Annotated in this window: 21 protein-coding genes; 11 read left to right on the plus strand and 10 right to left on the minus strand. The window is 55.0% G+C overall.

Annotated elements, in window-relative coordinates:
* Positions 1 to 15 precede the first annotated feature (15 nt).
* The 7 genes from SFX18_11375 (at position 16) to mtnC (ending at position 6,458) form a co-directional block, all read left to right on the plus strand.
* Positions 16 to 138: a hypothetical protein gene (locus SFX18_11375; GenBank protein ID MDX1963747.1), complete on the plus strand. Its 123-nt coding sequence runs from the start codon at positions 16 to 18 to the stop codon at positions 136 to 138.
* Positions 108 to 683: a L17 family ribosomal protein gene (locus SFX18_11380; GenBank protein ID MDX1963748.1), complete on the plus strand. Its 576-nt coding sequence runs from the start codon at positions 108 to 110 to the stop codon at positions 681 to 683. Before SFX18_11375 ends, SFX18_11380 begins: the two co-directional genes overlap by 31 nt.
* A 360-nt stretch (positions 684 to 1,043) precedes the next feature.
* Positions 1,044 to 2,069 carry a hypothetical protein gene (locus SFX18_11385; protein MDX1963749.1) on the plus strand — a complete coding sequence of 342 codons (1,026 nt, stop codon included), beginning with the start codon at positions 1,044 to 1,046 and terminating at the stop codon, positions 2,067 to 2,069.
* A 148-nt stretch (positions 2,070 to 2,217) separates the two neighbouring features.
* Positions 2,218 to 3,261 carry a class II fructose-bisphosphate aldolase gene (fba, locus tag SFX18_11390; protein ID MDX1963750.1) on the plus strand — a complete coding sequence of 348 codons (1,044 nt, stop codon included), beginning with the start codon at positions 2,218 to 2,220 and terminating at the stop codon, positions 3,259 to 3,261.
* A 221-nt stretch (positions 3,262 to 3,482) separates the two neighbouring features.
* Positions 3,483 to 4,289, plus strand: coding sequence for an MBL fold metallo-hydrolase (locus SFX18_11395; protein ID MDX1963751.1), 807 nt, complete (start codon positions 3,483 to 3,485; stop codon positions 4,287 to 4,289).
* Between the two features lie 363 nt (positions 4,290 to 4,652).
* Positions 4,653 to 5,714 carry a CAP domain-containing protein gene (locus SFX18_11400; GenBank protein ID MDX1963752.1) on the plus strand — a complete coding sequence of 354 codons (1,062 nt, stop codon included), beginning with the start codon at positions 4,653 to 4,655 and terminating at the stop codon, positions 5,712 to 5,714.
* A gap of 12 nt (positions 5,715 to 5,726) precedes the next feature.
* A complete protein-coding gene (gene mtnC / locus SFX18_11405) occupies positions 5,727 to 6,458 on the plus strand; it encodes an acireductone synthase (GenBank protein ID MDX1963753.1) in 732 nt (243 codons plus the stop codon).
* Here the strand turns inward: mtnC and SFX18_11410 are convergent.
* The 7 genes from SFX18_11410 to SFX18_11440 form a co-directional block, all read right to left on the minus strand.
* Positions 6,450 to 6,752, minus strand: coding sequence for a hypothetical protein (locus SFX18_11410; protein MDX1963754.1), 303 nt, complete (start codon positions 6,750 to 6,752; stop codon positions 6,450 to 6,452). The two genes, mtnC and SFX18_11410, sit on opposite strands and share 9 nt — an antisense overlap.
* A 32-nt stretch (positions 6,753 to 6,784) precedes the next feature.
* Positions 6,785 to 7,237 (minus strand): phosphopantetheine-binding protein, encoded by a 453-nt coding sequence (locus SFX18_11415; GenBank protein ID MDX1963755.1) that lies wholly within the window; start codon positions 7,235 to 7,237, stop codon positions 6,785 to 6,787.
* Positions 7,238 to 7,458: 221 nt separating this feature from the next.
* Positions 7,459 to 8,217 carry a hypothetical protein gene (locus SFX18_11420; protein ID MDX1963756.1) on the minus strand — a complete coding sequence of 253 codons (759 nt, stop codon included), beginning with the start codon at positions 8,215 to 8,217 and terminating at the stop codon, positions 7,459 to 7,461.
* A gap of 164 nt (positions 8,218 to 8,381) precedes the next feature.
* On the minus strand, positions 8,382 to 9,128 hold the full coding sequence (locus tag SFX18_11425) for an aminodeoxychorismate/anthranilate synthase component II (GenBank protein MDX1963757.1): 747 nt from the start codon (positions 9,126 to 9,128) through the stop codon (positions 8,382 to 8,384).
* Positions 9,129 to 9,364: 236 nt separating this feature from the next.
* Positions 9,365 to 9,673, minus strand: a complete 309-nt coding sequence (locus tag SFX18_11430; GenBank protein ID MDX1963758.1) for a GxxExxY protein — start codon at positions 9,671 to 9,673, stop codon at positions 9,365 to 9,367.
* Between the two features lie 301 nt (positions 9,674 to 9,974).
* Positions 9,975 to 10,262, minus strand: coding sequence for a putative quinol monooxygenase (locus SFX18_11435; protein MDX1963759.1), 288 nt, complete (start codon positions 10,260 to 10,262; stop codon positions 9,975 to 9,977).
* 104 nt (positions 10,263 to 10,366) lie between these two features.
* Positions 10,367 to 13,438 carry a VWA domain-containing protein gene (locus tag SFX18_11440; protein ID MDX1963760.1) on the minus strand — a complete coding sequence of 1,024 codons (3,072 nt, stop codon included), beginning with the start codon at positions 13,436 to 13,438 and terminating at the stop codon, positions 10,367 to 10,369.
* 1,148 nt (positions 13,439 to 14,586) lie between these two features.
* On the opposite strand from SFX18_11440, the gene SFX18_11445 reads away from it, so the two are divergent.
* Positions 14,587 to 15,564 carry a hypothetical protein gene (locus SFX18_11445; protein MDX1963761.1) on the plus strand — a complete coding sequence of 326 codons (978 nt, stop codon included), beginning with the start codon at positions 14,587 to 14,589 and terminating at the stop codon, positions 15,562 to 15,564.
* Positions 15,565 to 15,654: 90 nt separating this feature from the next.
* Here SFX18_11445 and trxA read toward each other — a convergent pair whose 3' ends face one another.
* Entirely contained in the window at positions 15,655 to 15,981 is a 327-nt protein-coding gene (gene trxA / locus SFX18_11450; GenBank protein MDX1963762.1) for a thioredoxin, read from the minus strand.
* 291 nt (positions 15,982 to 16,272) lie between these two features.
* Here trxA and SFX18_11455 point away from each other — a divergent pair, with 291 nt between their 5' ends.
* A complete protein-coding gene (locus tag SFX18_11455; protein ID MDX1963763.1) occupies positions 16,273 to 17,292 on the plus strand; it encodes a YhdH/YhfP family quinone oxidoreductase in 1,020 nt (339 codons plus the stop codon).
* 314 nt (positions 17,293 to 17,606) lie between these two features.
* On the opposite strand, the gene SFX18_11460 is transcribed toward SFX18_11455, so the two are convergent.
* Complete coding sequence (locus SFX18_11460) at positions 17,607 to 18,662, minus strand: hypothetical protein (GenBank protein ID MDX1963764.1); 1,056 nt, start codon at positions 18,660 to 18,662, stop codon at positions 17,607 to 17,609.
* Between the two features lie 281 nt (positions 18,663 to 18,943).
* Between SFX18_11460 and SFX18_11465 the strand changes: the two genes are divergently transcribed.
* On the plus strand, positions 18,944 to 19,771 hold the full coding sequence (locus SFX18_11465; protein ID MDX1963765.1) for a PEP-CTERM sorting domain-containing protein: 828 nt from the start codon (positions 18,944 to 18,946) through the stop codon (positions 19,769 to 19,771).
* Positions 19,772 to 20,054: 283 nt separating this feature from the next.
* Positions 20,055 to 20,882 (plus strand): PEP-CTERM sorting domain-containing protein, encoded by an 828-nt coding sequence (locus SFX18_11470; GenBank protein ID MDX1963766.1) that lies wholly within the window; start codon positions 20,055 to 20,057, stop codon positions 20,880 to 20,882.
* A gap of 113 nt (positions 20,883 to 20,995) precedes the next feature.
* Here SFX18_11470 and SFX18_11475 read toward each other — a convergent pair whose 3' ends face one another.
* Complete coding sequence (locus SFX18_11475; GenBank protein ID MDX1963767.1) at positions 20,996 to 22,555, minus strand: sulfotransferase; 1,560 nt, start codon at positions 22,553 to 22,555, stop codon at positions 20,996 to 20,998.
* Positions 22,556 to 22,609 lie beyond the last annotated feature (54 nt).

Consider the following 22,609-nt stretch of genomic DNA (forward strand, 5'->3'; position numbering starts at 1 on the left):
CAGCGTTTTTATTTCGTGGCCAGTTTTTGGCAGGCATTTATTTCCATCATTGCCAGCGCGGCGGTTGCCACCGCCGCGCGGCGCTTGACAAATTGTGAGTGTGGGTTATGCGTCATCGTCGTAAAGGCCGGGTTTTAGGTCGTTCCCCCAGCCATCAGCGCGCCTTGCTGAAGAACCTGGCCAGCGCTCTGTTCCTGACCGAAAAACTCTACGAAGAAGGGACAGAAGGGAAACCCAAAGTCGCCGGTCGGATCATCACCACCCTGCCCAAGGCCAAGGAAGTCCGCCCCGTGGTCGAGCGATGCATCACCCTGGCGATTCGTTCGCAAGAGTCGCTGGAGGCGGCCCGCCCGTTTGGTCCGCCGACTAATGCCGACGGCGAAATCGACCGTCGCGGCGAGGCGTACAAATCCTGGCGCAAAAGCCCCGATTGGACCAAGTGGACGCAGGCCATCGCACCCCATGTCGAGGCTCGTCGCCGCGTCGCCACCCTGCTAGGCAACAAAGAAGCCATGCGGCTTTGCTTTGACCAAGTTGCCCCGCGCTTTCTTAGCCGTCCCGGTGGTTACACCCGCATCCTCAAATTGGCCAAGCCCCGCCTGGGAGATGCCGGCCAGCGCGTTTTGCTGGAATTTGTGGGCCAGTCGGCTGCTGTGGCGACCGCTCCGGAGATCGAGGCATAGTTATTATATTGATGTTTTTTTGCCGTCCCCGGTTAACTTAGTTTGTCGCGGTTATTGCTAGCATTTTTGCATTCCCCGTTTCCAGTATTGCCGGGCTGGAACGGGTGGATTTCTTGGTGTCTGGGACAGGCGGCCCCAGTTACTTCTATTTTTGTTTTTCTAGCCCGAGGGATTTCTTGGGTGAAGAGGCCATAAGTTCGGATTGACCCTGGCTTCGCACGGGGATATTCTTGGCGATCGGCATATTCAATTTTTATTCAACGCGGGACGCGGCACATGTCGCGGCGTGGAACTCAGTCAATTGGGTGAGAAGCCTCTTATAGCTCAACTATGGTATGAGCCTACTCAAGGATGGGTGGCATGCGTTGGCGGGCAATTTGCCATTTTTTGCATCTGTTAGGCGCGGGATTGGCCTGTTGCGCGCTGGCGGGTTGCCGGCTAAATTGGGTCGCGCCGACCGGACGTTCCCCTCTCAAATCGTTTGAACTGGCGGAGGGGCAATCCGCGCTGGAAATTTACAGTATTCGTTCTCCCCGCGTTAGTACCGCCGCCGCCGCCGAAATGTGGCAAGGAGTCGACGAATTTGCCTTGTCAGACGAAACCCGCCGTCAATTGGCCGCCAATGGACTGCGGGCCGGCGTGGTGACTGGCACGCCAAATCCCGTGCTGGCAAAGTTATTGGCCCAGCAAACCCAGCCGCTTACCAGCGACGAACTTGGGGAATTTGTTGGCGATACAGCAAATTCCACAGAGGCCCCCGGTGAACCCCCTCAATCTCCTGCCGAATTGATTGATGAAATCCCGCTAGCGGATAATGGGGGAACCCTGTCAGCGGAAAAAACAGAGGCCTCTCCCCCGACTGATGCGCCAACCGCCGCGGTGGCGGCGATGGCCCTGGGGAGCGAGCCTTGTGTGCGGCGGAACACGCTGCATTTGATTCCTGGTCAATCGGCGGAAGTGCAGGCGGGTGGAGAGCACGCGACTTGGCCGCTGTTGTACAATAATCAAGGTCGGATTGAGGGCCAATCCCTCACCCAAGCGCGGGGTGTTTGGCGGTTGCAGTTGCAATCCGCCGTGAATCGTGGAGTAAGAGTGCGGCTTTTGCCGGAAATCCAGCATGGGGTTGCTAGGCAACACTGGGTAGGCGAGGAAGGCATCATTCGCCAGGAAATTCGCAAGCCCCGGCTGACTTTAGAGCATTTGTCCATCTCCGCGCAGCTTTTGCCGGGCCAGATGCTGGTGATCGCCCCCGTGCCCGATCGGCCGGGAAGTCTGGGGCATTATTTTCTAGGCCATCAGGTCCAGGGAGAGACCGAGCCAAAGGTACTGGCCATTCGTCTTGCCCAAAACAAACTTGATCCGTTACTGCAATCGACGGATGAGTGATCTGGCCGGGTCCACGGCATGCATTTTTAGGGATTTTCGCCCCCTGTTGTGCCCGCCTATTTCCGCATAGAATACGATTTTTGGCCAGGGCGGCCGGGATGTGGCCAAAGTTTGTTTTTCGCGGTTTTTCCCTTGCAGGAGTGGTGTTATGCCCTTGGTGCCGATGCGCATTTTGTTGGATCACGCGGCCGAGCATGGTTATGGTTTGGCGGCGTTCAATGTCAACAATATGGAACAGATACAATCCATCATGGAAGCGGCCAAGGAAACCAACTCGCCGGTAATCGTGCAGGCGTCCCGCGGGGCCCGCGGTTATTCGCAGGATAACTACCTTCGGCACCTGATGTTGGCCGCCGCCGAGTTATACCCCAAGATTCCCATTGCCATGCACCAGGATCATGGCAACAGTCCCCAGACCTGCCTGAGCGCCATCGAGAACGGCTTTACCAGCGTGATGATGGACGGATCGTTGGCCGAGGATGGCAAAAGCCCCGCGGATTACGATTACAACGTGAAAGTCACCGCCGAGGTGGTCAAGCTGGCCCACGCCCGCGGCGTCAGCGTGGAAGGAGAGTTGGGCTGTCTGGGATCGCTGGAGCATGGCGAAGGGGAACAAGAGGACGGCCATGGCGCGGTGGGTAAACTAAGCCACGATCAATTGCTAACCGACCCCGACGAGGCGGAGCGTTTTGTGCGGGATACCGGCGTGGACGCGCTGGCTGTGGCCATCGGCACCAGCCACGGCGCTTACAAATTTACCCGCAAGCCCGACGGTGAAGTCCTGGCCATGAAGCGCATCGAGGAAATCCACCGCCGCCTGCCGAACTGCCACTTGGTCATGCATGGCTCGTCCAGCGTGCCGCAAGAGCTGCAGGATATCATTAACAAATTCGGCGGTAAAATGCCGCAGACCTGGGGCGTGCCGGTGGAGGAAATCCAGCGCGGCATTAAACACGGTGTGCGTAAAATCAATGTCGACACCGACAATCGCATGGCCATTACCGGCGCGATTCGCCAGGTGCTGTGGTCGCATCCCGATAAATTCGACCCTCGGGATTACCTCAAACCGGCCCGCGACGCCATGAAGAAAATCTGCGCCGAGCGAATGGTCCAATTTGGCCAGGCGGGGAACGCGGATAAAATCAAGCCGGTCTCCTTGGATGAAATGGCGCAGCGCTATTTAAAGAAGTAAAGCGCAAAACGAGCACGCATTTCATTTTTGAACAGGAGTAAGCAGCGAGAGCGGAGGAAATACAAATCTCTTCTCTGCTACCTTCGCTACCTCCTGTTCAATTGCATTTTGAACAAAGTAAACAAAGGGATCAAAGAATTGCCGAAAACTTGTTTTGTTGACTTCGGTGCTTTTTGTGAAGTAACGATTCGGCATTTCTGACTTTCACCGGGATTTGGCTGTTGTCCCACGCCGCTTATTTATCCGCCGACTTAACGGGACAACTGGTCTTTTTGGGGACTGGCACTTCGGTCGGCGTCCCCTGCATTGGTTGCGGTTGCCCGGTGTGCGCTAGCGCTCATCCCCGTAACCAGCGGCTCCGTAGCAGCATCGCCCTGGGCTTGCCCGGGGGGACGCTTTTGGTGGACACCACGCCCGATCTGCGGCAGCAGCTATTAAGGGAGCGAATCGGCGTCGCCCACGCGATTTTGTACACCCACGATCATGCCGACCATGTCATGGGCCTGGATGATGTGCGGGTATTTTCGTTTTACCTGGGGGGGGCGATACCCGTTTATTGCGAGGAACAGGTGGAAGCTCGCCTGCGCAAGAGCTTTGATTATGCCTTTGCCCCCGAGTCCAAAAATTACGCCGGTGGCGTGCCGACATTGGATTTTCGCCGCGTGGAGCTGGCCCCTTTTGATGTCCTGGGGACGCGGGTGGTGCCGCTGCGACTGCGACATGGACGGTTTGAGGTGCTGGGTTTTCGCTTTGGAAATGTGGCGTATTGCACCGACACCAACGGCATACCCGCGGAAAGCCAAGAGTTACTAGCCGATCTGGATGTGCTGATTTTGGACGCGCTTCGTCCCCGGCCGCATGTATCGCACTTTAGCCTGCAAGAAGCCATTGACATGGCGCAGCGCTTAGGTGCCCGCCGGACCATCTTTACCCACATGGGACACGAGATTGACCATGAACACGTCAGCGCGGAACTGCCCGACGGGATGGAACTGGCTTTTGACGGGCTGCGCGTGGCGTTAAGCTAGGGTGATTGGGAAGAATTCTTGTTCTGCAAACCGCCAAAATACCGCGGAAAATTTTGATTTGATGTGGGTTGTGTAAATATTATTATTTTTCTTCACTTGGTTGCTGGATGTGAATAAAATTTCTGGCAAATGCGAATAAAGCAGGGATTTTGCTCCTTTCGGCCACTTGTTTCCACACAGGTTCCTCTGATGAGCGAGTGAATATCAGATCGTTCAGTATCAAATCGTCCCAACCGATTGACAGGAACAGAAACCATGGCGGGCATGCGCGGATCCGCGGCTTTTTGGCCGGGGAATAGGATATGTTGTTTGATTATTGTACCCCTGGTAATGATTTGTAGCGGAGTTCGGGCAAATCCCGTCTTGGCGCAACAGTCCCAGGTGAACGCGTTACCCGCCGCCAAAGCGGCTGAGCCCCCGCCACTTTTGCCTTCGGGTAAATTGACCAAAGTGCAGGAGCGGCAACTAGGCGCGGCTTTGGCCAGCTATCGCCGCTATGCCCGTTCCCCGCGCCATCGAGCCGCGGCGGTGGAAAAGGCGATCACCTATGGGCCAGAGGGCATCGCCCGGATCCGGCATTTGATTGTGAAGGATCTGGAGCCGCAACTTAGCAAGTATCGGGGTTTATTTACCGAGGCGGCTTGGGCCACATCCCAATCGCGATTGCAAGCGATTTCATCCGCGGAAGTAACCCAGTTGCGGCAGTCGGTGCTGGAGTTGACCAAAGAAGAACAACTAACCAAACCACAGATTGTGGCCGTGGCTGATCCGGCGGTCGCCCGATTGGGTGAATTGTTGCTCATGGACCGGACCGAGATCTTTGCCAAATCGCCGGACCTGCAAACACGGCGTGAAAAAATGGCCGAGCTGGGCCGCCTATGGGAACTTTGCGCCGTGGCCGAATATCGCTTGATTGCGCAAGGTACTGAAAAAGTTGGCGAGCAGCCCAATTTTCAAATGTATCTCCAGCGGGAAGAAGAACTAGCGGTCAAACTAGCTGGGCCGATGACCGACCAGGATCGGCAAGTTTTAGCCAAAAACGAAAAACTCGCCGCGGACCTCGATCCCGAGGAATCCCGTTGTATCCTGGAGCTTAATCTGCTGCGGGGCCTCTTGGGCCTGAACGTGCTAGAGATTGATCCGGCGCTTGTCGCTGCTTCACGGGACCATAGCCAGGATATGCGCGAGCTGAAGTTTTTCGCCCACGAGTCCCCCGTCACCGGCAAAAAGACCCCCTGGGACCGGGCGGTCAATTTCAAAACCACGGCCGACGGTGAAAATATCTTTATGGGCTCTCCGCTGGGGAATGAGGCCCACCTAGCGTGGTTTCATAGCCCGGGGCATTTTAAGAACCAACTGGGCGACCACCGGCGGATTGGCGTGGGCAAATCCGTGGCCCACTGGACGCAAATGTTTGGCGGGTGATACCCTAAGGGGATGCCGCATTTTTCCGCCACCGCCGTTTTGTTGGATGTCGAGGGAACAACCTCGTCAATCTCGTTCGTCACCGATGTGTTGTTTCCCTATGCCGCCGCGCGGGTGGAGGGGTTTTTACAGGCAACATGGGACGAACCCGCGACCCGCCGCGCGCTGGAACTCATTGCCCGGGACGCCGATAAAGATTCCTGGGAAAAATGGTCCGCCGACCGAGACCCCCAACAGGCATTGGATTTGGTCTTGCAGGAAGTGCGCCGCCTGATGGCGGGAGATGTCAAGGCCACGGGACTCAAGGAACTGCAGGGACTCATCTGGCGAGGTGGCTTTGAAAGTGGCGAACTCCAATCGCATGTCTATGACGATGTGCCTCCATGGCTGGCGGAATGCCAGCGGCGGGGCGTCCCGGTGCGGATTTATTCATCAGGCAGTATCGCCGCTCAACAGCTTTTTTTTGCCCATACCGTGCGAGGGAATCTCTTGCCCTACCTGAGTGGCCATTATGACACAACGACTGGTCCCAAGCGGGATAAAGCCAGCTACGCCAAGATTGCCGCCGACTATGATTATCCGCCGGATGCGATCCTTTTTGCCAGCGATATCGTGGCGGAACTGGACGCCGCCCGCGCCGCCGGAATGCAAACGGTGCTGCTGGTCCGACCGGAAAATGCGGCGGCCGAGGGGCACCCGCATCCCGTGGCCCATGATTTTGCCCGGATTATATTATCAGGTTGACGATGGTGGCGAATTCGCGGGGTCTGTTGCCGCATAGCGGGACTCAAAATCATTCCAGAGCTGTTCCCCCAGGCAGTATCCTCCCAGGGGGGCCAAGATAAGCCCCGCCCCCACGCTCCAGGCCAGATTCCACTCCATCAGCAGCGCTAATCCAATCCCCCAGGCCAAGCCCCCCGGCAGTCCGCAGGATAAAATTCCCACTTGCCAAATATACGCGGCCCGGCCCCGCTGTCGCCATACAGACCACCAATCGTACTGCTGCGCCGTCAGTTGGGTTAAACTCTGGCTAGACATACATTGCCCCTGAAAAAAAGTAAAAAAGTGGTTTAATCCGCGAATAAATCAGCTACCGGGAGAAATTCCGTTTCGACCTCGGGGGGAGAGCCGGTGTTGGATTTGTCGGTGGAGCGGGCATCACGCAGCAGTCCGGCTAACCGGGCCAGGCTGGTGGCTTTGTGCTGCTCCCGCCAATTTGGCGACTCGGCCAAGAGGGCAAACTCCGCGTCGGGAAGTTCCGCATCAAAGTGATTTTCCAGAATTAGCATCAGCTCGACGCCATCCAGCTCGTCCATTTTTAATTCGGCCAGGGTGGTCTCCGGCTTGACGGTCGCGCGGTCCACGCCCATAAAATCCGCGGCGATCTGGCAAACTTGATCCTGATTCGTGCCGCTCACGGGTTTTATGTCATAACTTCGCGAACATTCATAATCCGGGAACAGATAGTAGGTCAGGCCCAGTAACCCCAGATAAATGACTGCCATGACGGGATTGTGGCGCATTGCGATACCTGTTTTAAATGAATGAGTGAATAAGGTCCCGGCGGGATGAATTCGCGTTAGGGTTACGAATGGCGTGCCGCGGCAATCTCCGCTGTGCCGAATGGCGTTGCGGGGCCGAACCTCTTAGAAAGTCTATCTTATAAATTCGCGGCGGGTTATGGCGATTATGCGGAATTTATGACCGCTAACCAATTGGTTTTACATCTAGGCCAATGAGCCCCTCACTTACGAAACGTCCCCTGTACCTCCAGTTGCAGCTTGCCCGCGTTATCGCTGACGTCGCTATCATAGATGCGCACCAGCAGCCGCCCGGATAGCTTGGGTATGAGCTTCAGGCTTTGGCCGATGACAAAGGCTTTGTTTTCCTTGGGATTTCCCGTGTCGATCATCCCAATCAGCGCGCCCAGGTTAAAGTCGCGCAGGTCCTCCGGGATGGGGACCCCGTCGGGGCCGATTTTATAACTGATATTAAAAATCCAGCTTCCCTCGGCGGTAAAGACCAGCGGCTTGCCCGCGATTACCACCAGACCCGTGTCCTGCCAGTCCTTATTGGCAAAGACATCCACCACCTTTTTTTGAGCGCTCGCTTCGCGCTGCAGATATTCGTTCAGCTTTAATTTCGCTGGCTCGTAATCGGGAAACAAATACAATATCTCTTCATAACAAATGCGGGCCGAGTCCAGATCGTTGGCCTTTTCGTATTCTTGGGCCAGCTTGACGGTCTTTTCGACAAAGTCCTTATACAGCACCTGCAATTTTGGATCAGTCGGGACTTTTCGTTCCTTGGCCGGATCGCCGCTATTGGAACGGTCGCGATGGGCCTTGTCCAATTCGCTTTTCAGGATCTCCGCCGGGGATTTGCCCGCGCGTCCGCTGGGACGCGGCCCCGGCTGGGCCAGGACCGTCAGCGATAACAGGCAGATACCCAGTCCCGTCCACCCTGTAAAAACAGAAATTCGCCGCCAGCCAGAATTGGCCATCGAAAGCTCCCGCCAAAACGAGTAATTTAAAACCGTCTCAATCTATTTTATTCGAAAAGTTCAGAATTTTTCTTCCGGCGAGTGAAATAAAACGATGAAATTTGTGAATGGAGCGGGCGGACCAATTTTTATCAAGCAGGCAAATTAGGCCCTAGGGACACCGCTCAATCTTCAGGGTGGGATAACTCCCGCGCTAGCGTCAGCACTGGTAAATCGTGCGCATAGGGCTGATGCGTGCCGTGGGGGGCGCCCGCCACGGGGGGTTCGTGAAAGCCGCGGCCCAAGGTCTGGCCCGGATTATTTTTCGCCAAGCGAGTGGCCAGGGGGGAATAATTTAGAAAATTGCGCAGCATGTCCGTCCCCTGGGGCGTGAGAAAACTTTCGGGGTGGAACTGCAGGCCAAAAAGGGGGAATTGCCGATGTTGAATCGCCATGATTTCGCGTTGGCGGCGGTCCGGCAAATCGGACCAGGCGGTGATTTCAAAGTCGGGGTGGAGTGTTTCCGGCTCGATCACCAGACTGTGGTAGCGCGTCGCGGAAAGAGGATTTGGTAGCCCGGCGAACAGGCCGCGGCCGTTATGGTGGATCTGGTCAACCTTGCCATGCATGAGCCGAGGCGCGCGGACGATCTTGCCACCGGTCGCCTGGCCGATGGACTGGTGCCCCAGGCACACGCCCAGGATGGGGAGCTTGCCTGCCAGGCGTTCGATCAGAGGGACGCTGATGCCAGCCTCGGTCGGGGTGCAAGGGCCGGGGCTGATAATCAAATGCGTGGGGGCGAGCGCGACGGCGTCCTCCACGGTCAGTTGGTCGTTGCGGACCACCCGCAAGTCAATCGCGGGATCAATCTCGCCTAATCGCTGGACCAGATTGTAGGTAAACGAGTCGTAGTTATCGATGAGCAGAATCATGCGGGAGGGTTGGCCAAAGCGAAGACTAGTAAATGTAAAAAGGATTTCTAACAGGAGGAAGCGGAGGAAGCAGAGAAACAGCAGAAAGCTTTTAAGTGAATATTTATCCGATCATATAGTTAGATGCTGTTTGGCGGAAGGGTCATTGGTCCAGAGCCAGGTAAAATCAATCGCGACACACCATCGACCAATCGTTCGGCATGGAAATTGATAAGTCAGCCCAATGGAATATTCAATCACTTCATATAAGACAAGGTAATTGTCTTGTGAATCGGGATGACTGTTTCGACTGCCTTAACTTCCACTAAGAGTGCTTTGTCAACCAAAATATCAAAACGTAACTCTTCCGTGCGAAATATGTCCTTATATTTAATTTTTAACGATTGTTGGGACTCAGTTTGATAACCACGCAGCTTTAACTCATGGCGGAGCGCCCACTCATAAATTGATTCGATTAATCCGGGCCCAAAATAACGATGTACTTCTATTGCCGCGGCGATTGTGGGTCCTGTAAGCTCTTGTGCCTGAGGAAAAAGTGGATGCATCAATTCAACCGGATAAAAGTGCCCGTCGGGTAACTATTATTGCACAGAATAAACCACTCTGCTCCCTCTGCTTCCTCCTGTTTAAAATGTATTTTTGGAATCTCAAAAACAAACAATGTCATCTGGGAATTTTATCCGGCATCAGGCTCAATCCCTTCACAGTCCGCCTTCAATAGCCGCGTTGATCATATTGTACGTTAGGCTGTCCGCGCGCTGGTAATCAGGATGCATAGAGCTTAAAAAAAAGGTTGAAAAAATCCTTCGTTAACTTCGTTTCCTTTTGTTTTTATATTTCCCCCCTTCACTCCAATAGAGCGCTCGGGTGCGCCACGCGCGTCACCAGCGGCAGGACCTGCGGTTGATAAATCGTGGTGTAGGCCTGGGCGGTGCGGTGGACATCCAGGGCGGCTTGGTCCACCCAATGTTCATTCAGGATAAAGAGTGACGGATCGTTGACCGATTGGCTGGCCTCAAAGCGCAGGCAACCTGGCTCGGTCCGGGAGAGACGCGCGGCAGCCCCCAAAAGTTCGCGCACTTTGGCGATGTCGTCTGGTTGTTTGACCGTCAGCAGAATGTGCAGTTGCAACATAAAAAATCATCCCTTTGGCGACAAAATGTGTAGGGCGGAAATGGTTCCGCCAAGATTTAACATTATCGTGGCGGATCACGATCCGCTCTACGGAAATAATCCTGTTATAACTGTCGATCTTCCCAAACTTTCTTTTTCGCCTTGAGTAGTCGACTCATCGCGTCGTCTGGCTCTTCGGTTGTCGTTTGCGGCGGGGCAGGGGAGGGGGAACCCTGGCCTGTGCGGTTTACCAGTGGATGACCGCTGCTTTTGCCCGTGGGGGACTCCAGATTTGCCAGGTCTCCCGTCGGAAGGGGGGCGTTGGCAGCCCCTCCCGCGGAATTGACGGGATGCAGCGTTACCGCGGCTCGGCGTTCGTCTAGCTCTTGCCGCAATTCGGCTTTGCGGGACTTGAGCCGATTCATGGCCACTGCGGGGGCCAGTTCGGCTGTTTGGCCGCGCAGCCGCAACCAACCCGCCCGCAATTGATCCCCCAGCCAGCCCCAATCCAGCGCGACACGGCGGTTGAATACATCGGCAAAAAACAGGCAAGCCCCCGCAAATAGCACCCAGGGCCAAATGTCCTGGCTACTCTGCGCTTTGGCCAGATTGTGCCGAAAGGTGTCCACCGCCAGCCAATCCTCCAGCTTAGCCCCGTTGATATAGGTCCCCGGCTCGCTGCCGGTGGTTGGTAGTTGGGCCAGTTCGCGCAGCAGCGCTTCGTTTGGCTCGCGATCGAGAAATTCTGGAGAGTACGGGACATTGACCCCCGCCATGATAGGGGCCATACCCTGGCCCGGGGCCAACATGGCAAAATAATTGCCGCTCGTGCTGGCGGGGAACTCCGCCACATAGCGGCCCGGCGCGACCTGCTTGATGGATAGATCGCGGGGCTTCATGTCAGGGCCGAGCACGCTCCCCCCCATGCTAAGAAAGTTCAAGAACTCGTCTTCTTTATCCAGGGCCGTGATGACCAGCCGGACTTTGCCTTCTTGAACCTCGGTATTGACGGTGAATTTGCCCGTATCTCCCGCGGGGCGCATGCTCCAGCGGACCATCTGGCTAAAAAAGCGGTCGTAATCCGCCGATTGGGTCCAAGAGTTGGCCCATTTGCGGCCAGAGTCGGTGGTCCAGGCGACGGCCTTGCCCAGGCCAAAGTTCCAGCTAGCCAACAGCGTGTTGTATTTTTCGTCTCCGTCGTTTGGCAGCGGTGCGACTAAACTGACCTCGACCAGCGGATGATTTTTGACCGTGGTGCGGACATATCCGGTAAAAGGGGGGAGCGTCCCTTCGATCCCCTTGAGCATTTCGTGCGGGTATTTGCGAATGGGCTGCAAACCCGACTGATTTTCATAAATGAGGGGGCGGGAGATTTTGCGCGCTTCCTGCATAAAGATGCGGGGCAGGGCCTTGTACGAGTTGACTTGATAAAACTTTCCCTGGCCCGCCACGGCCAGGGACGCCAACAGCGCGGAGTCCGCATCTGCCCCCATGGCAATGGTCGATACCGTGATCCCGTCCTTGCGAATGGCGCGGATCATTTGCTCGTAGCCCGCTCCTTCGGTTTGGCCGTCGGTCAGGATGATCATGTGCCGGGTCGCGGCGTCCTTGACTTTTTTTAGCTCTTCATACGCCAGGCGTATCCCCGGCTCCATGTTGGTTCCGCCGCCGCTGCCAATATTGGCAATCTGGCGCTTGATCGTATGCCCTTTTTCCCCTTTTTTGGTCGCGGGAACCACCATATAGCCAAAGGAGTCAAACGACGTGACCGTCACATAGTCCCACGGTTGCAGCACATCGATCGTGGCAATCGTCGCCTCAATCGCCATTTGTAGTTTATTTCCCATCATTGACCCCGAACGGTCGATCACCATCGCTAGCGCGCCCACGGGGGCGACCTTGGCATTGCGAATTTGAAATTCCACGGGAAGTGCTTCTTCCAGTTCGGTATTCGCCCAACCTCCCGCCCCAAAGCTATGTTCCCCCCCCAGCATGATTAGCCCCGCCCCCATTTGCTGTGTATTGCGCACCAACAGCGAAATCTGCTCGTCGGTAAAGGCCTCGCGCGGGACATTGGCCAATATCACGCTGTCAAACGGCTGCAACTCTCCTAGACTGGTAAATAGCTCCTGCGTGTTGCGCTTGGTGACTTGCAAGTTTTCTTCTTTCAGCCGCTGGATCAAATAATCATAATCGCCGCCGGTCGCGCCGGTCTCTTCGTTAATGTACTCGATAAGCAACACCTGCCCCTGCCCGCGCACCTGGGTAAACGCGCTCGCCTGGTTGTTTTGCGAGAGGTTGTCCTGGGCCTTGCTGGCGGGTGTAAAGTGGGCCTCATACGTGTAAAAGTCCGCCCCTTTGATCTCTTCGCGGACGGTAAAAACCTGCTTGCCGGGGGCGACGTTGACCTCCTGTTCCGAAAGCGTTTCTTCCCTGCCGCCGCTTTTGCGCACGATCTTGAGCTTTCCCGGCACGCGCGTGGCTTGGTTTTTTTGCGCTGGCGACAGATTATTAAGCACCACCTGAATGTCAAACGGCTGGCCGCTATTGACATCCGTGGGAATCGTCAGCTTTTCCACCGCCACTTCGGCCCGCGCGGGATATCGGATCGGCACCACGTCAATTCCCACGCCCACCTCCGCCAGACGGCGGGCCTGCTCGCGGGCGTCCCCTAGGTTTTCATTGCCATCACAGATAATTACAATCCTCCCGGCCGAATCCTCCGGCAGTGTCGCTTGGGCCAGTTTGATCGCCCCGGCCAGATTGGTGGCGTCGGTCTCGATCCGGCTTTCGATGGTTTCGGGGATGCGGATTTCCGCCGCATGGGGGGGATGTTCGATCGTCGCCTCGCGGGCAAAGACGATCACCCCCGCGTTATCCTGGGTGGCGGCTTTGCGGTGCTGGCGGATTTCCTCATTGACGTAGCGGATCATCAAGCGGCGGGTGTCGTCGGGAATGCTGAGCGATTGATCTAGCAAGTAAACGACGGTCAGTTTCTCGCTAGTGCGGTGAAAGCGAATTTCGGCGAGGGAAAGAATCACCGCCAAGAGTACCAGGGTACGCAGGCCCAGGGCTAGCCATTTGCGGCCACGTCCCAGTCCCGAGAGCGAGCGCAGACTCCACCACCAGAGAAGGGGCACGAGGGCCAGCAGCCACAACCAACCCGGCGCGTTAAAGACGAGGGACCAGGGGAGCATGGGTAAAATATATTGGACGGGAGAGTTATTTATTGCAAGTGAATCATGCCTTAGTGGCAGTTTCTTTATTTTGACCGTCCCCCGGCAGAAAGTAAAGCAAATCCCGCCCGCAGCGTTAGCAAGGGATTGACCCACAGCTTCAGCAATCCAGCCCGCAGCGTGAGCAAGGGAGATCAGCCCTCAGCGTGAGCAAGGGTTTATGCCGCAGCGTCAGCAAGGGGGACTAGCCCGCAGCGTGAGCAAATCTAGCCCGCAGCGTCAGCAAGGGGGACTAACCCGCGGCGTGAGCAAGGGGACGTCTTAGCAAAACGAGACTCTTACACCCACCTCAATGATTTTAGCGTGGATTATTCCCGGGTTACCATGAGCTTTTTTTAATCCCATTGGACAAATCACCCAGCGAGAGCAGGCCGGGGTGAGGGAATTTAACCGCAACATGGTTGCGTAACGCCAGCATGATCCATCAGTCCGTTGTGCCGGTACACAACGCTCTTGGCGCAAAATTGAGCGAGAACGCGTATCGATGCAGCCCCACCGCAGAAACCCTGGCCACTTGCTAACGCCGGCGCCAGGTGGCTACTTGCTAGCGGTCGCCTTGGGCGTGATAACGGTGCGTAATCCAGCGAGGGCCATCCAGGCAATGGGTAACAGTCCACACACGACAGCGACGGCAATTTGAGTCATGGTTTTGCTCAGGAAGGGAAAGAGTGCCAACTGCCAAAATCTATACATTACGTTGCCAGAGAGGGGAATCACGTCACTGACAAAGCTGGATTACCTGTCATTCCTAGCGAAAGCGAGAATCGCCCCCGGACAGAAACCAGTAGAAAAATTTATTACGAAAAAGTTGTGAGAGATGTTCAAAATAGTTAAATTCGTGAAGCGGGGATGACGATAATCGGCAGTTTGATTTTGGCTATCTGCCTGTTGTGATTGCTTTGGATGACCTTCCCTTGCCGTCCAATTCCACTCATTAATTGGCTAAATGCGAAGAATGCTGGAACCAATCACCGCCGAGCAGGTTGATATTCCCTACCACCCATGTGGATCAAGGGAGTATTCTTTGCGCCGAGAACTTTCTTGCGCTCCCCCCACGTTGCGTGCATTGCAATTGCGATGTGAAGTTGTGGGATTACCACATTCAATGCGTGCTTCCAGCGAATCAGCCGCAGTCCTCGCTTGTGGTTGTGGAATTCGGGATTTGTCCGACAGATTTAGGTTTGCTGGCCATACGTGAATTAATGGAAGTCACTATTTTAATTTCCACCCTGGCATTTTCTTTTATTTTTTTGATATTTCAGGTTGTGTATCCCCCATACTTAATGCTGTTTATAGTTATAGTTTTGGCAGGAATTTTCTTAAACAGATACTTATCCCAACCAAAGCGACTATCTTTTAGATTCGTCCAAGATAATAAATATTTGGCAATCAGCGGATGCTGCCCGCAGTTCTTGGATTCCGTGGAAAGTTACCTGCGGCTACCGCACGAGCAGCGATTAACGGGGCACACAACACTGGTGGAAGAGGCCGCTCGATTAACTCGCGCCGGTGACAAGATTGCCATTATGGGCTCTGATTTGATTTGTCAGCCAGGTGTTGTACTGCCAGCCCGATGCGCGCAGTGCGACCAGCAACTTGCGCGGGACGAAAACCTTAATCAAAAAGTTTTTGGATTTACATTGAATCCTGTGGAAAGATGGATCTGTTTCTGTTTACTCTTGCTGAACAGCATTCTGGGCCTCTTGGTCTTCGGCTTTATTTCAAAGTATAAATCACGATTGCCCTACCCAAGAATCGAGTATTGGCTTTGTCGCGCTCATAATAATTTGACTTCGCATGCTGCAACTTGGGAATACTTAGGATACTTACTAGTGGGGTTTTTTCAGTTTCCATTCCTCATCATCATGCTTAGAGAACTCACTGAAAAGAAAACCACCAATTTACCCTGGATCATCCTAATATCAAATTTTGTCGCGGTAGGGACAATTATGTTAATTGCCTACTATTGGGAAACCTTAAAACCATCCGAGCGTCCCAGCACATCCAACGCGGATACGATTATCATCCATAATTGCCATCCCGATTTTCTAGCCAGAATTGAAAGCGAACTAACGCAAAAGCAATAAGCCTTGGACACCCCGTGTCCAAGGCTCTTGCGTGAATGATGTTGCTGCAATTTTCGCTAACCCTGTGCGCCCTTGATGCGCGGGGTCTCCTTATGCCTTGGCCGCGTCAATCATCTGTTGCAACATCGCCTTGGGCCGGGCACCTAGGATGCGCTCCACGGGCTGGCCCCCCTTAAAAATGATCAAGGTCGGGATCGATTCCACCTGATATTGAGTGGCGTAGTTTTGATTGTCGTCCACGTTGACCTTGACGACTTTTAGCGTTCCCTGGTTTTCCGCGGCCAGTTCCTCGACCATCGGGGCGATCTGGCGGCAGGGGCCGCACCAGGGGGCCCAAAAATCGACCATCACCGGGATGTGCGACTGCAAAACTTCATTGGGAAATGTGGCGTCTGTGACTTCTAGGGCTTGTCCCACGGGAATTTCCTCTCTGCGGCGACCGCAAAATAAGCGTTTTTTATGATCCACGGGCATTGTGCCGCGAAATCTCCAAAGTGCCTGAATTCTAGGAACGCCCCGGCGGGATGTCAACTTGATCGCGGTTTTTGTTAACAAACAAGAAACGCCCACACAAAGCATCCCGATTTTTTCAACCGTCGTTGTCAGTCGGCGGGTATTATGGCCAAAATGCGGGATATAGCGTGTTTCTGACAAACGACTTTACCATCAATATAAAAAATCCTTCCCGGGACCAGACACATTAACCCTATGCCACCTGTCAAACTGCCCGCAAGTTTTCAGGCCCTTGTCGTGCGAAATCATCTCACTGACGGCCCGGCGGATATTCGTGCCCAGATTGAGTCGCTACCGCTGGAACAACTTCCCCCGGGAGAGGTGGTGATCCGGGTTCATTATTCCAGTCTCAATTACAAGGACGCCCTGGCCGCGCGGGGACATCCAGGAATTGCCAAGTCGCTGCCGCACATACCTGGTGTGGATGCCGCAGGTGTGGTGGTGGAGAGCCAAGACCCCGTGTTCTTGCCGGGGCAGGAAGTCCTGGTGACCGGTTTTGAACTGGGGGCGGGCCGCTGGGGGGGCTTTTCCCAATTTATTCGCGTCCCCGCCGCCTGGGTGCTGCCGCTTCCCACGGATATGACCATGCGGCAGTCGATGATCTTTGGCACGGCGGGATTTACCGCGGGGTTGTGTGTATTGGCGTTGCAAGATCACGACATTTGGCCACATTCAGGCCCTGTGATTGTTACCGGCGCCAGTGGTGGCGTGGGGTCGCACGCGGTGGCGATCCTGGCGCACTTGGGTTATGACGTCACCGCCGTTACGGGGAAAAACCCTGATTATGTGCGAAACCTAGGCGCGCGGCGCGCGCTCTCGCGGGAGGAGATATTGGATAAGAGCGACCGCCCCTTGCTTAAGGGACATTGGGCGGGCGGGGTCGATACCGTGGGCGGGGAGGCGCTGACCAGTATTGTACGCGGGACAAGGCAACATGGTTGCGTCACCGCGTGTGGGCTAGTGGGCGGGGCCGAGCTGCGGATGACCGTGTATCCATTTATTTTGCGCGGGGTCAGTTTGGTGGGGATTGATGCTTCGCAGACGATCGAAAACAAACGGGAGAAGGTGTGGGAAAAATTGGCGGGTGACTGGCGTGTAAAAGATTTAGAACAGCTGGTGGCGGCCGAAGTGACGTTGGTCGAGTTGCCCGCGTGGATCGAAAAAATTCTAGCCGGGGAAGTGCAGGGAAGGGTGGTGGTGCGGGTGGGGGAGTAATACCAAAACGTGGTTACGTAACTCAGCCGAGGGTTACCGCATAACGATTACCTTGGGTAAACTTGATCGACGATGATGAATCGGGCCGTTGGCCCTTCCCAGTCTATAAAATTTTTGACCTAGGGCGACGCTGCGCTTGCCCTAGGCTGGGATAGGTCGGGCCGTTGGCCCGCCGTGAATTAAACGCCGTTGGCCCGCCAATTATTAAACATTGTTGGCCCGCCAAGAAATAAGCCAATTGAAATTCTTCGCAGATTTACAAGAATTTAATTGTTGAAAAGATAGGTCTTATTCCGCCGATACCATCGGCGGCTTTATGGCAACGTCGGCTCTTTCCAGCCCGGTTGGGTTACCGTGGAATCTGTTTCCACAATCGTGCCGCGGGTGATGTTATTCATTTGCTGCGCGATAACAAAGATTCCCTCTGTTTCATTGAGGGGGAAGTAACCCTCTAGCTCGGTATGCGGCGGCAGGGTCCAGCGGCGTGCAAGTACACCGGGGCCGGTGGTGCGGCCATCCTTTATCGCCGCATCCAGATTGATCACCTCCAGTTGCCAGCCGATCCCCGGCATCACGTTTTGAATACAGGTCAGTTCCCCGCGCTCGGCGTTCCAGGCCAGTGACTGATTGAACGGTCCCGCCAAAATTCGGTGCGTTACGACCCCCGGCGCACTGGTTCGCTTAGCCATGATTAACGCCTGGGGATTGAGCAGCCGGATTTCCGGACGGATTAGGCCATAATCCGCCGTGGCCAGATAGCTTTTGCCGTCATGCGTCACAAACTCCGGCCGACAGCCGTTGATCGCCGCGTCATCGGTTGCCTCACACAGTACCGCATGGTCCAGGTTGCCATCCACCCAGGCCTGATCCCAATCGATTTGGTACAGTGTCGCGACTTGGTTGACGGTATTGCCAATCCAGGTGCCTTGCCGCGGGTCCTGGGTCAAGCCGGTGGGGTGTTGGAGGAGGGTTTTTCCCTTGCGGGTTAGCACCAGTTCGCGACCGGTGAAACGAAAATCTTCGTCATACTCGCGGATGACGCCGACCCGGGGCTGGCGCTGGACGGCATCGCCATAGACATACCATTTGTTAGAAATACGTGTGATTCCTTGCGCAGCGCCAAGCTCTCGGTCGGTCCAGGATTGCACATCTTTTAACTGGCTATTTGCTGTGATTGGCCCATCGACCGCCTCGGTTTGTCCCGTAGGTGAGCGGGGTTGCGCCGCTGGAGCCAGAATATGTGGGCTTTCGGCAAATCCACACGTCGCAGTCCAAGCGTCCAGGGAAAAAAGCCAAAGTCCCCAGAGAATCACGACCCGTGCCAGGATGGGTGTGCCTGGTAGGTCACCGGACTTTTGGCATTTGTCCATAAATTATGTGGATGTATTTTGGCAAATGATGAGCCACGCAGGCACGGGGACGACGCCATTGAATAAGTTAGTTTGTTACTTGTAATTAAGTTTTCTTTGCTGGTTTCAGAATTTATGCGTTACGGAAGTGAGCAAACCGGGGTTTGGCTAAAAAGTCCCAAAAATCATGAGAATTTGAAAATTCGGCATATTTCATGGCCAGCTAATCATTTACTAACATTCCCAGGTTATCTATATTCACGTGCTAGATAATAATCTTTTTCCACCATAGGAGTACGCTCATGACTGCACGTGCGACGCGGAATTCTTTCCGCAACAAAATTCTGACCGCTGGTTGCATCAGCTTGTTTGCTGGCACCGCTCTGGTCAATGCCAATTCGGCCATTCTGTACAGCGAAAATTTTGATTCGCTCGGCCCCTTGATGCCGTTCAACAATCCACCCAATAGCGGTGGCACGGGTTCTGATTGGACCGATGTTCCCCCCGCGGGTTGGGTGCGCGACAATTCGGGCATTACTCCGGATCTGAATCATCCCGACTTCTTCGGCTTTACTTTTTTGAACAAAGATTCTTGGGTTGCCACTGAAGGGGATCAAGGCCGCGCTCAATTCACGAGCGGTACCGGGATTGTCATGGTCGCCGATGGCGATGCTTACGATGACGCCTCCGGCACCATTGAACCCAACGGATTCAATGCCTTTATTACAACCCAATCGATCGATCTGACCAACATCACCGCCAACTCGGTCGTGTTGTACTTTGATTCCAGCTTTTTTCCGTATGACGCAATGACCGCCACGCTGGAAGTGAGCTTTGATGGCGGCAGCAACTTTAGCGAAATTCTGCGTTATGACACCGCCAATTCCGGCGGCAGCAGTTCCTTTAGCCGTATTAATGAAAATCTTGCCTTGCCAATCGCCAATCCGACCGGCGGCCAATTGCAATTCCGCTTTGGTTTGACCGAAACCGGCAACGACTGGTTCTGGGCAGTGGATAACATTCGCGTTGAAGGGGATATCATTCCCGAGCCTTCGATGCTGGTCCTGGGTGGTTTGGGTCTGGCCGCCGCCGGCGCTGTGACCTGGAATCGCCGCCGCAAGCAGGCCTAGTTGGCTGTGGATAATTGTTCATGGGCCTAAAAACATTTACGGGCGTGCCGGGCACACACGTTGATTGACACCTATGAACGCGGAATCGCGCGTGGAAGGGGGGACCCTTCCACGCGTTTTACAACGCCCGACGACGCATGCTCAGTGTTTGAATTGGCGTCAGCGGGTTGAGTGTAAAAGTCGGTAAGCCTAGCTAGGATGCTAGTGTTGCGAACTTAAGGATTTTAGTTTGTGGATTTTATTTTAGACGTTCATCGTTGTACTTTTTTTGGGGAGTAAGCTCATGACTGTTCGTTCGACGTGGAAATCACTCCGCAACAAGTTGCTGACCGCCGGGTGCGTCAGTTTGTTCGCGGGGAGCGCATTGGTCGACGCCAATGCCGTTGTGCTGTGCCTGTATGAAGAAAATTTTGATTCGCTCGGCCCCTTATTGCCGTTCAACAATCCGCCCAATGCGGGTGGCACTGGCTCGGATTGGACAAATGTCCCTCCGACAGGCTGGGTTGCCGATAACAGTGGCATCACACCCGATCTGAACCATCCTGATTTCTACGGTTTTACTTTCCTGAACAAGGAATCTTGGATTGCCACCGAAGGGGACCAAGACCGCAGCCTGTTTACTAATGGCTCTGGCAACGTCATGGTCGCCGACCCCGATGCTTATGATGACGCTCCCGGAACTATTGGCCCTAATGGTTTTAATGCGTTCATGACCACATCCCCGATCGATCTGACCAACATCACCGCTGGTTCGATCGTGTTGATGTTTGATTCCAGCTTTCGTCCGGAAGGGACGCAAACCGCCACATTGGAAGTGAGCTACGATGGCGGCAATAACTATGAAGAAATCCTGCGCTATGACACCGGTAATACGATTAACGAATTTGATCGTATCAATGAATCGCTGTCATTTCCCTTGAATAACCCCACGGGGGGGGAATTATTGTTTCGCTTTGGCATGACCGAAGCCGGCAACAACTGGTGGTGGGCCGTGGATAACATCTGCGTCACCGGCGAAGTCATTCCCGAACCCTCGACGCTGGTCCTGGCCGGGATGGGCCTGGCCGCTGTCGCGGGCGTGACCTGGAATCGCCGCCGCAAGAATGCCTAGTATGTAAAGAATCTTGTGCCAGGGCACACACGTTGATTGGCACCGATGAACGCGGAACCGCGCGTGAGAGAGGCGACTCTCTCACGCGTTTTTTTTGCAAAAATGAAACCGCCCTAGGAATAACCTAGTGCGTCCAGCAGCGGCCGCAACCGTTCCACATACGGGCCGATATGCTTTTCAAACTTCTTCCAGCGGCCCATCGCGCCGCGATAAATGGGCTTGCGCACCGCCTCGTGTGTGGGGGAATTCACAATCTTGTGCGGATTCTTTTCGCGATAGGCCAGCATTTCCGGCGTCCATTCCAGGCCCAGAAAATCCGCCGCCCGCTGGGTTTGGCCCGGCAGATCATCCACGGTGTCCTCGTAACGCAGTTCCAACCAACTGTCCGGCGGCAATAATTCCCGCATTCGCAGCCAAATCCCCATTTCGAATTCGTACAGCTTGCAGGCGGTTTCCCACTGCAAAAAGCAAACGCTAAAGTCCGATAAGGCAAAAAACCGCAAATAACAACTGACCAGGACATCGCGCGGATCGCGTAGGGCGACCACAAACTTGGATTCCGGCCATAAACGATACAGGCCCACCATCAGCGAGGTTTGGCTGGGATTTTTATCCAGGAGGACCCGCCCGTTCACGCTTTCGCCCAGGGCGGCTTCCATGTAGTCCACATAACGCCGCCGCTGGGTTTGCAGGGCCGCCGTGCTAAATCCATTCAGCGTCTCCAGAGTCAGCGTGGGAGGATTTGCCGCCATGTAGAGCGCGGGAAAAATGTCCCGGCTAAAGATCACAAATTCGGGGGCGTCGATTAACCCTGGATGGCCCCCTAGGGCTTGTTCCAGCAGCGTGGTCCCCGAACGAGGAAAACCAATCAATTGCGCGATACCCCCCAGCCGCGGGTCGGATTCAAAGGGGATTTCGCTCCACCGACGCAAGGTCTCCTGGTCCAATCCCTGATACACTTTTCCCAGCAGTTGATTGTTATTTCCCGCCATGAGTTGAAATTTGCGGGTTTGCGGCAAGCGCGAGATGATCGCTTTGCTTTGCTCGATCGCGGCGATCGCGCCGTCGGCATCTCCCCGGCCATCCAACAAATGGCTCAGTTCGCCCCAGGCCTCCATGAGCAAATGGGGGTGCGCCCCCCGCAATTCCGTCAACGAACGCAATATGGATTCCGCCAAATCAATATTTCCCGCGCGCCGTTCCAGGCGAGCCAGGACAATTTTTGGCTCCGCCGCGGCGGGCACCTGGGTCACGCATTCCCGCGCGGCGGCCACCGCCTGGTCAATCTGGTTGGTAATCTCGTAAATCAGGGCCAATTCCAGGTGCGCCCGCGCGGATGTCTCCCGGTCGTGGCACAGTTTTTGAAGCATCGGCACCGCTGCCAACGGTCGATAAATCACCCGATAGGCCTGGGCGATGGGCAATAACACCTTGGCTTCGTTACCCGCCAAATCGGTCGCCCGGGCGAGTAACTCCTCCGCCTGGGCTACCTCATGCCGTTGGCCAAACGCCCGCGCGGCCTCGATCAAGGCCTTGATATTTTGGGGATGGGCGGCCAGAGCTGCCTCAAACTGCGCCAGGGCGGCATCCAGCTTACCATCCACCCAAAGTTGCCGTGCCGTGGCTAATTGAGGCAAATCTTGCAATTCCAACGTTGCTGCATTGTTTTTCATAGTTCAAATTTTGTAGCCTTGAACCATCCGCAAAAATATTTATCCCAAGTATCA

The sequence above is a fragment of the Pirellulales bacterium genome (assembly GCA_033762255.1).
Taxonomy (GTDB): domain Bacteria; phylum Planctomycetota; class Planctomycetia; order Pirellulales; family JALHPA01; genus JANRLT01.

Coding starts and splice junctions, on each gene's coding strand:
- SFX18_11440 (MDX1963760.1), bottom strand. CDS start 13,438: ATGCTCCCCTGGTCCCTCGTCTTTAACGCGCCGGGTTGGTTGTGGCTG.
- SFX18_11420 (MDX1963756.1), bottom strand. CDS start 8,217: ATGGCCAATTCTGGCTGGCGGCGAATTTCTGTTTTTACAGGGTGGACG.
- SFX18_11380 (MDX1963748.1), top strand. CDS start 108: ATGCGTCATCGTCGTAAAGGCCGGGTTTTAGGTCGTTCCCCCAGCCAT.
- SFX18_11415 (MDX1963755.1), bottom strand. CDS start 7,237: ATGCGCCACAATCCCGTCATGGCAGTCATTTATCTGGGGTTACTGGGC.
- mtnC (MDX1963753.1), top strand. CDS start 5,727: ATGCCGCATTTTTCCGCCACCGCCGTTTTGTTGGATGTCGAGGGAACA.
- SFX18_11455 (MDX1963763.1), top strand. CDS start 16,273: ATGCCACCTGTCAAACTGCCCGCAAGTTTTCAGGCCCTTGTCGTGCGA.
- SFX18_11385 (MDX1963749.1), top strand. CDS start 1,044: ATGCGTTGGCGGGCAATTTGCCATTTTTTGCATCTGTTAGGCGCGGGA.
- SFX18_11410 (MDX1963754.1), bottom strand. CDS start 6,752: ATGTCTAGCCAGAGTTTAACCCAACTGACGGCGCAGCAGTACGATTGG.
- SFX18_11430 (MDX1963758.1), bottom strand. CDS start 9,673: ATGCATCCACTTTTTCCTCAGGCACAAGAGCTTACAGGACCCACAATC.
- SFX18_11465 (MDX1963765.1), top strand. CDS start 18,944: ATGACTGCACGTGCGACGCGGAATTCTTTCCGCAACAAAATTCTGACC.
- SFX18_11460 (MDX1963764.1), bottom strand. CDS start 18,662: ATGGACAAATGCCAAAAGTCCGGTGACCTACCAGGCACACCCATCCTG.
- SFX18_11475 (MDX1963767.1), bottom strand. CDS start 22,555: ATGAAAAACAATGCAGCAACGTTGGAATTGCAAGATTTGCCTCAATTA.
- SFX18_11470 (MDX1963766.1), top strand. CDS start 20,055: ATGACTGTTCGTTCGACGTGGAAATCACTCCGCAACAAGTTGCTGACC.
- SFX18_11425 (MDX1963757.1), bottom strand. CDS start 9,128: ATGATTCTGCTCATCGATAACTACGACTCGTTTACCTACAATCTGGTC.
- fba (MDX1963750.1), top strand. CDS start 2,218: ATGCCCTTGGTGCCGATGCGCATTTTGTTGGATCACGCGGCCGAGCAT.
- SFX18_11435 (MDX1963759.1), bottom strand. CDS start 10,262: ATGTTGCAACTGCACATTCTGCTGACGGTCAAACAACCAGACGACATC.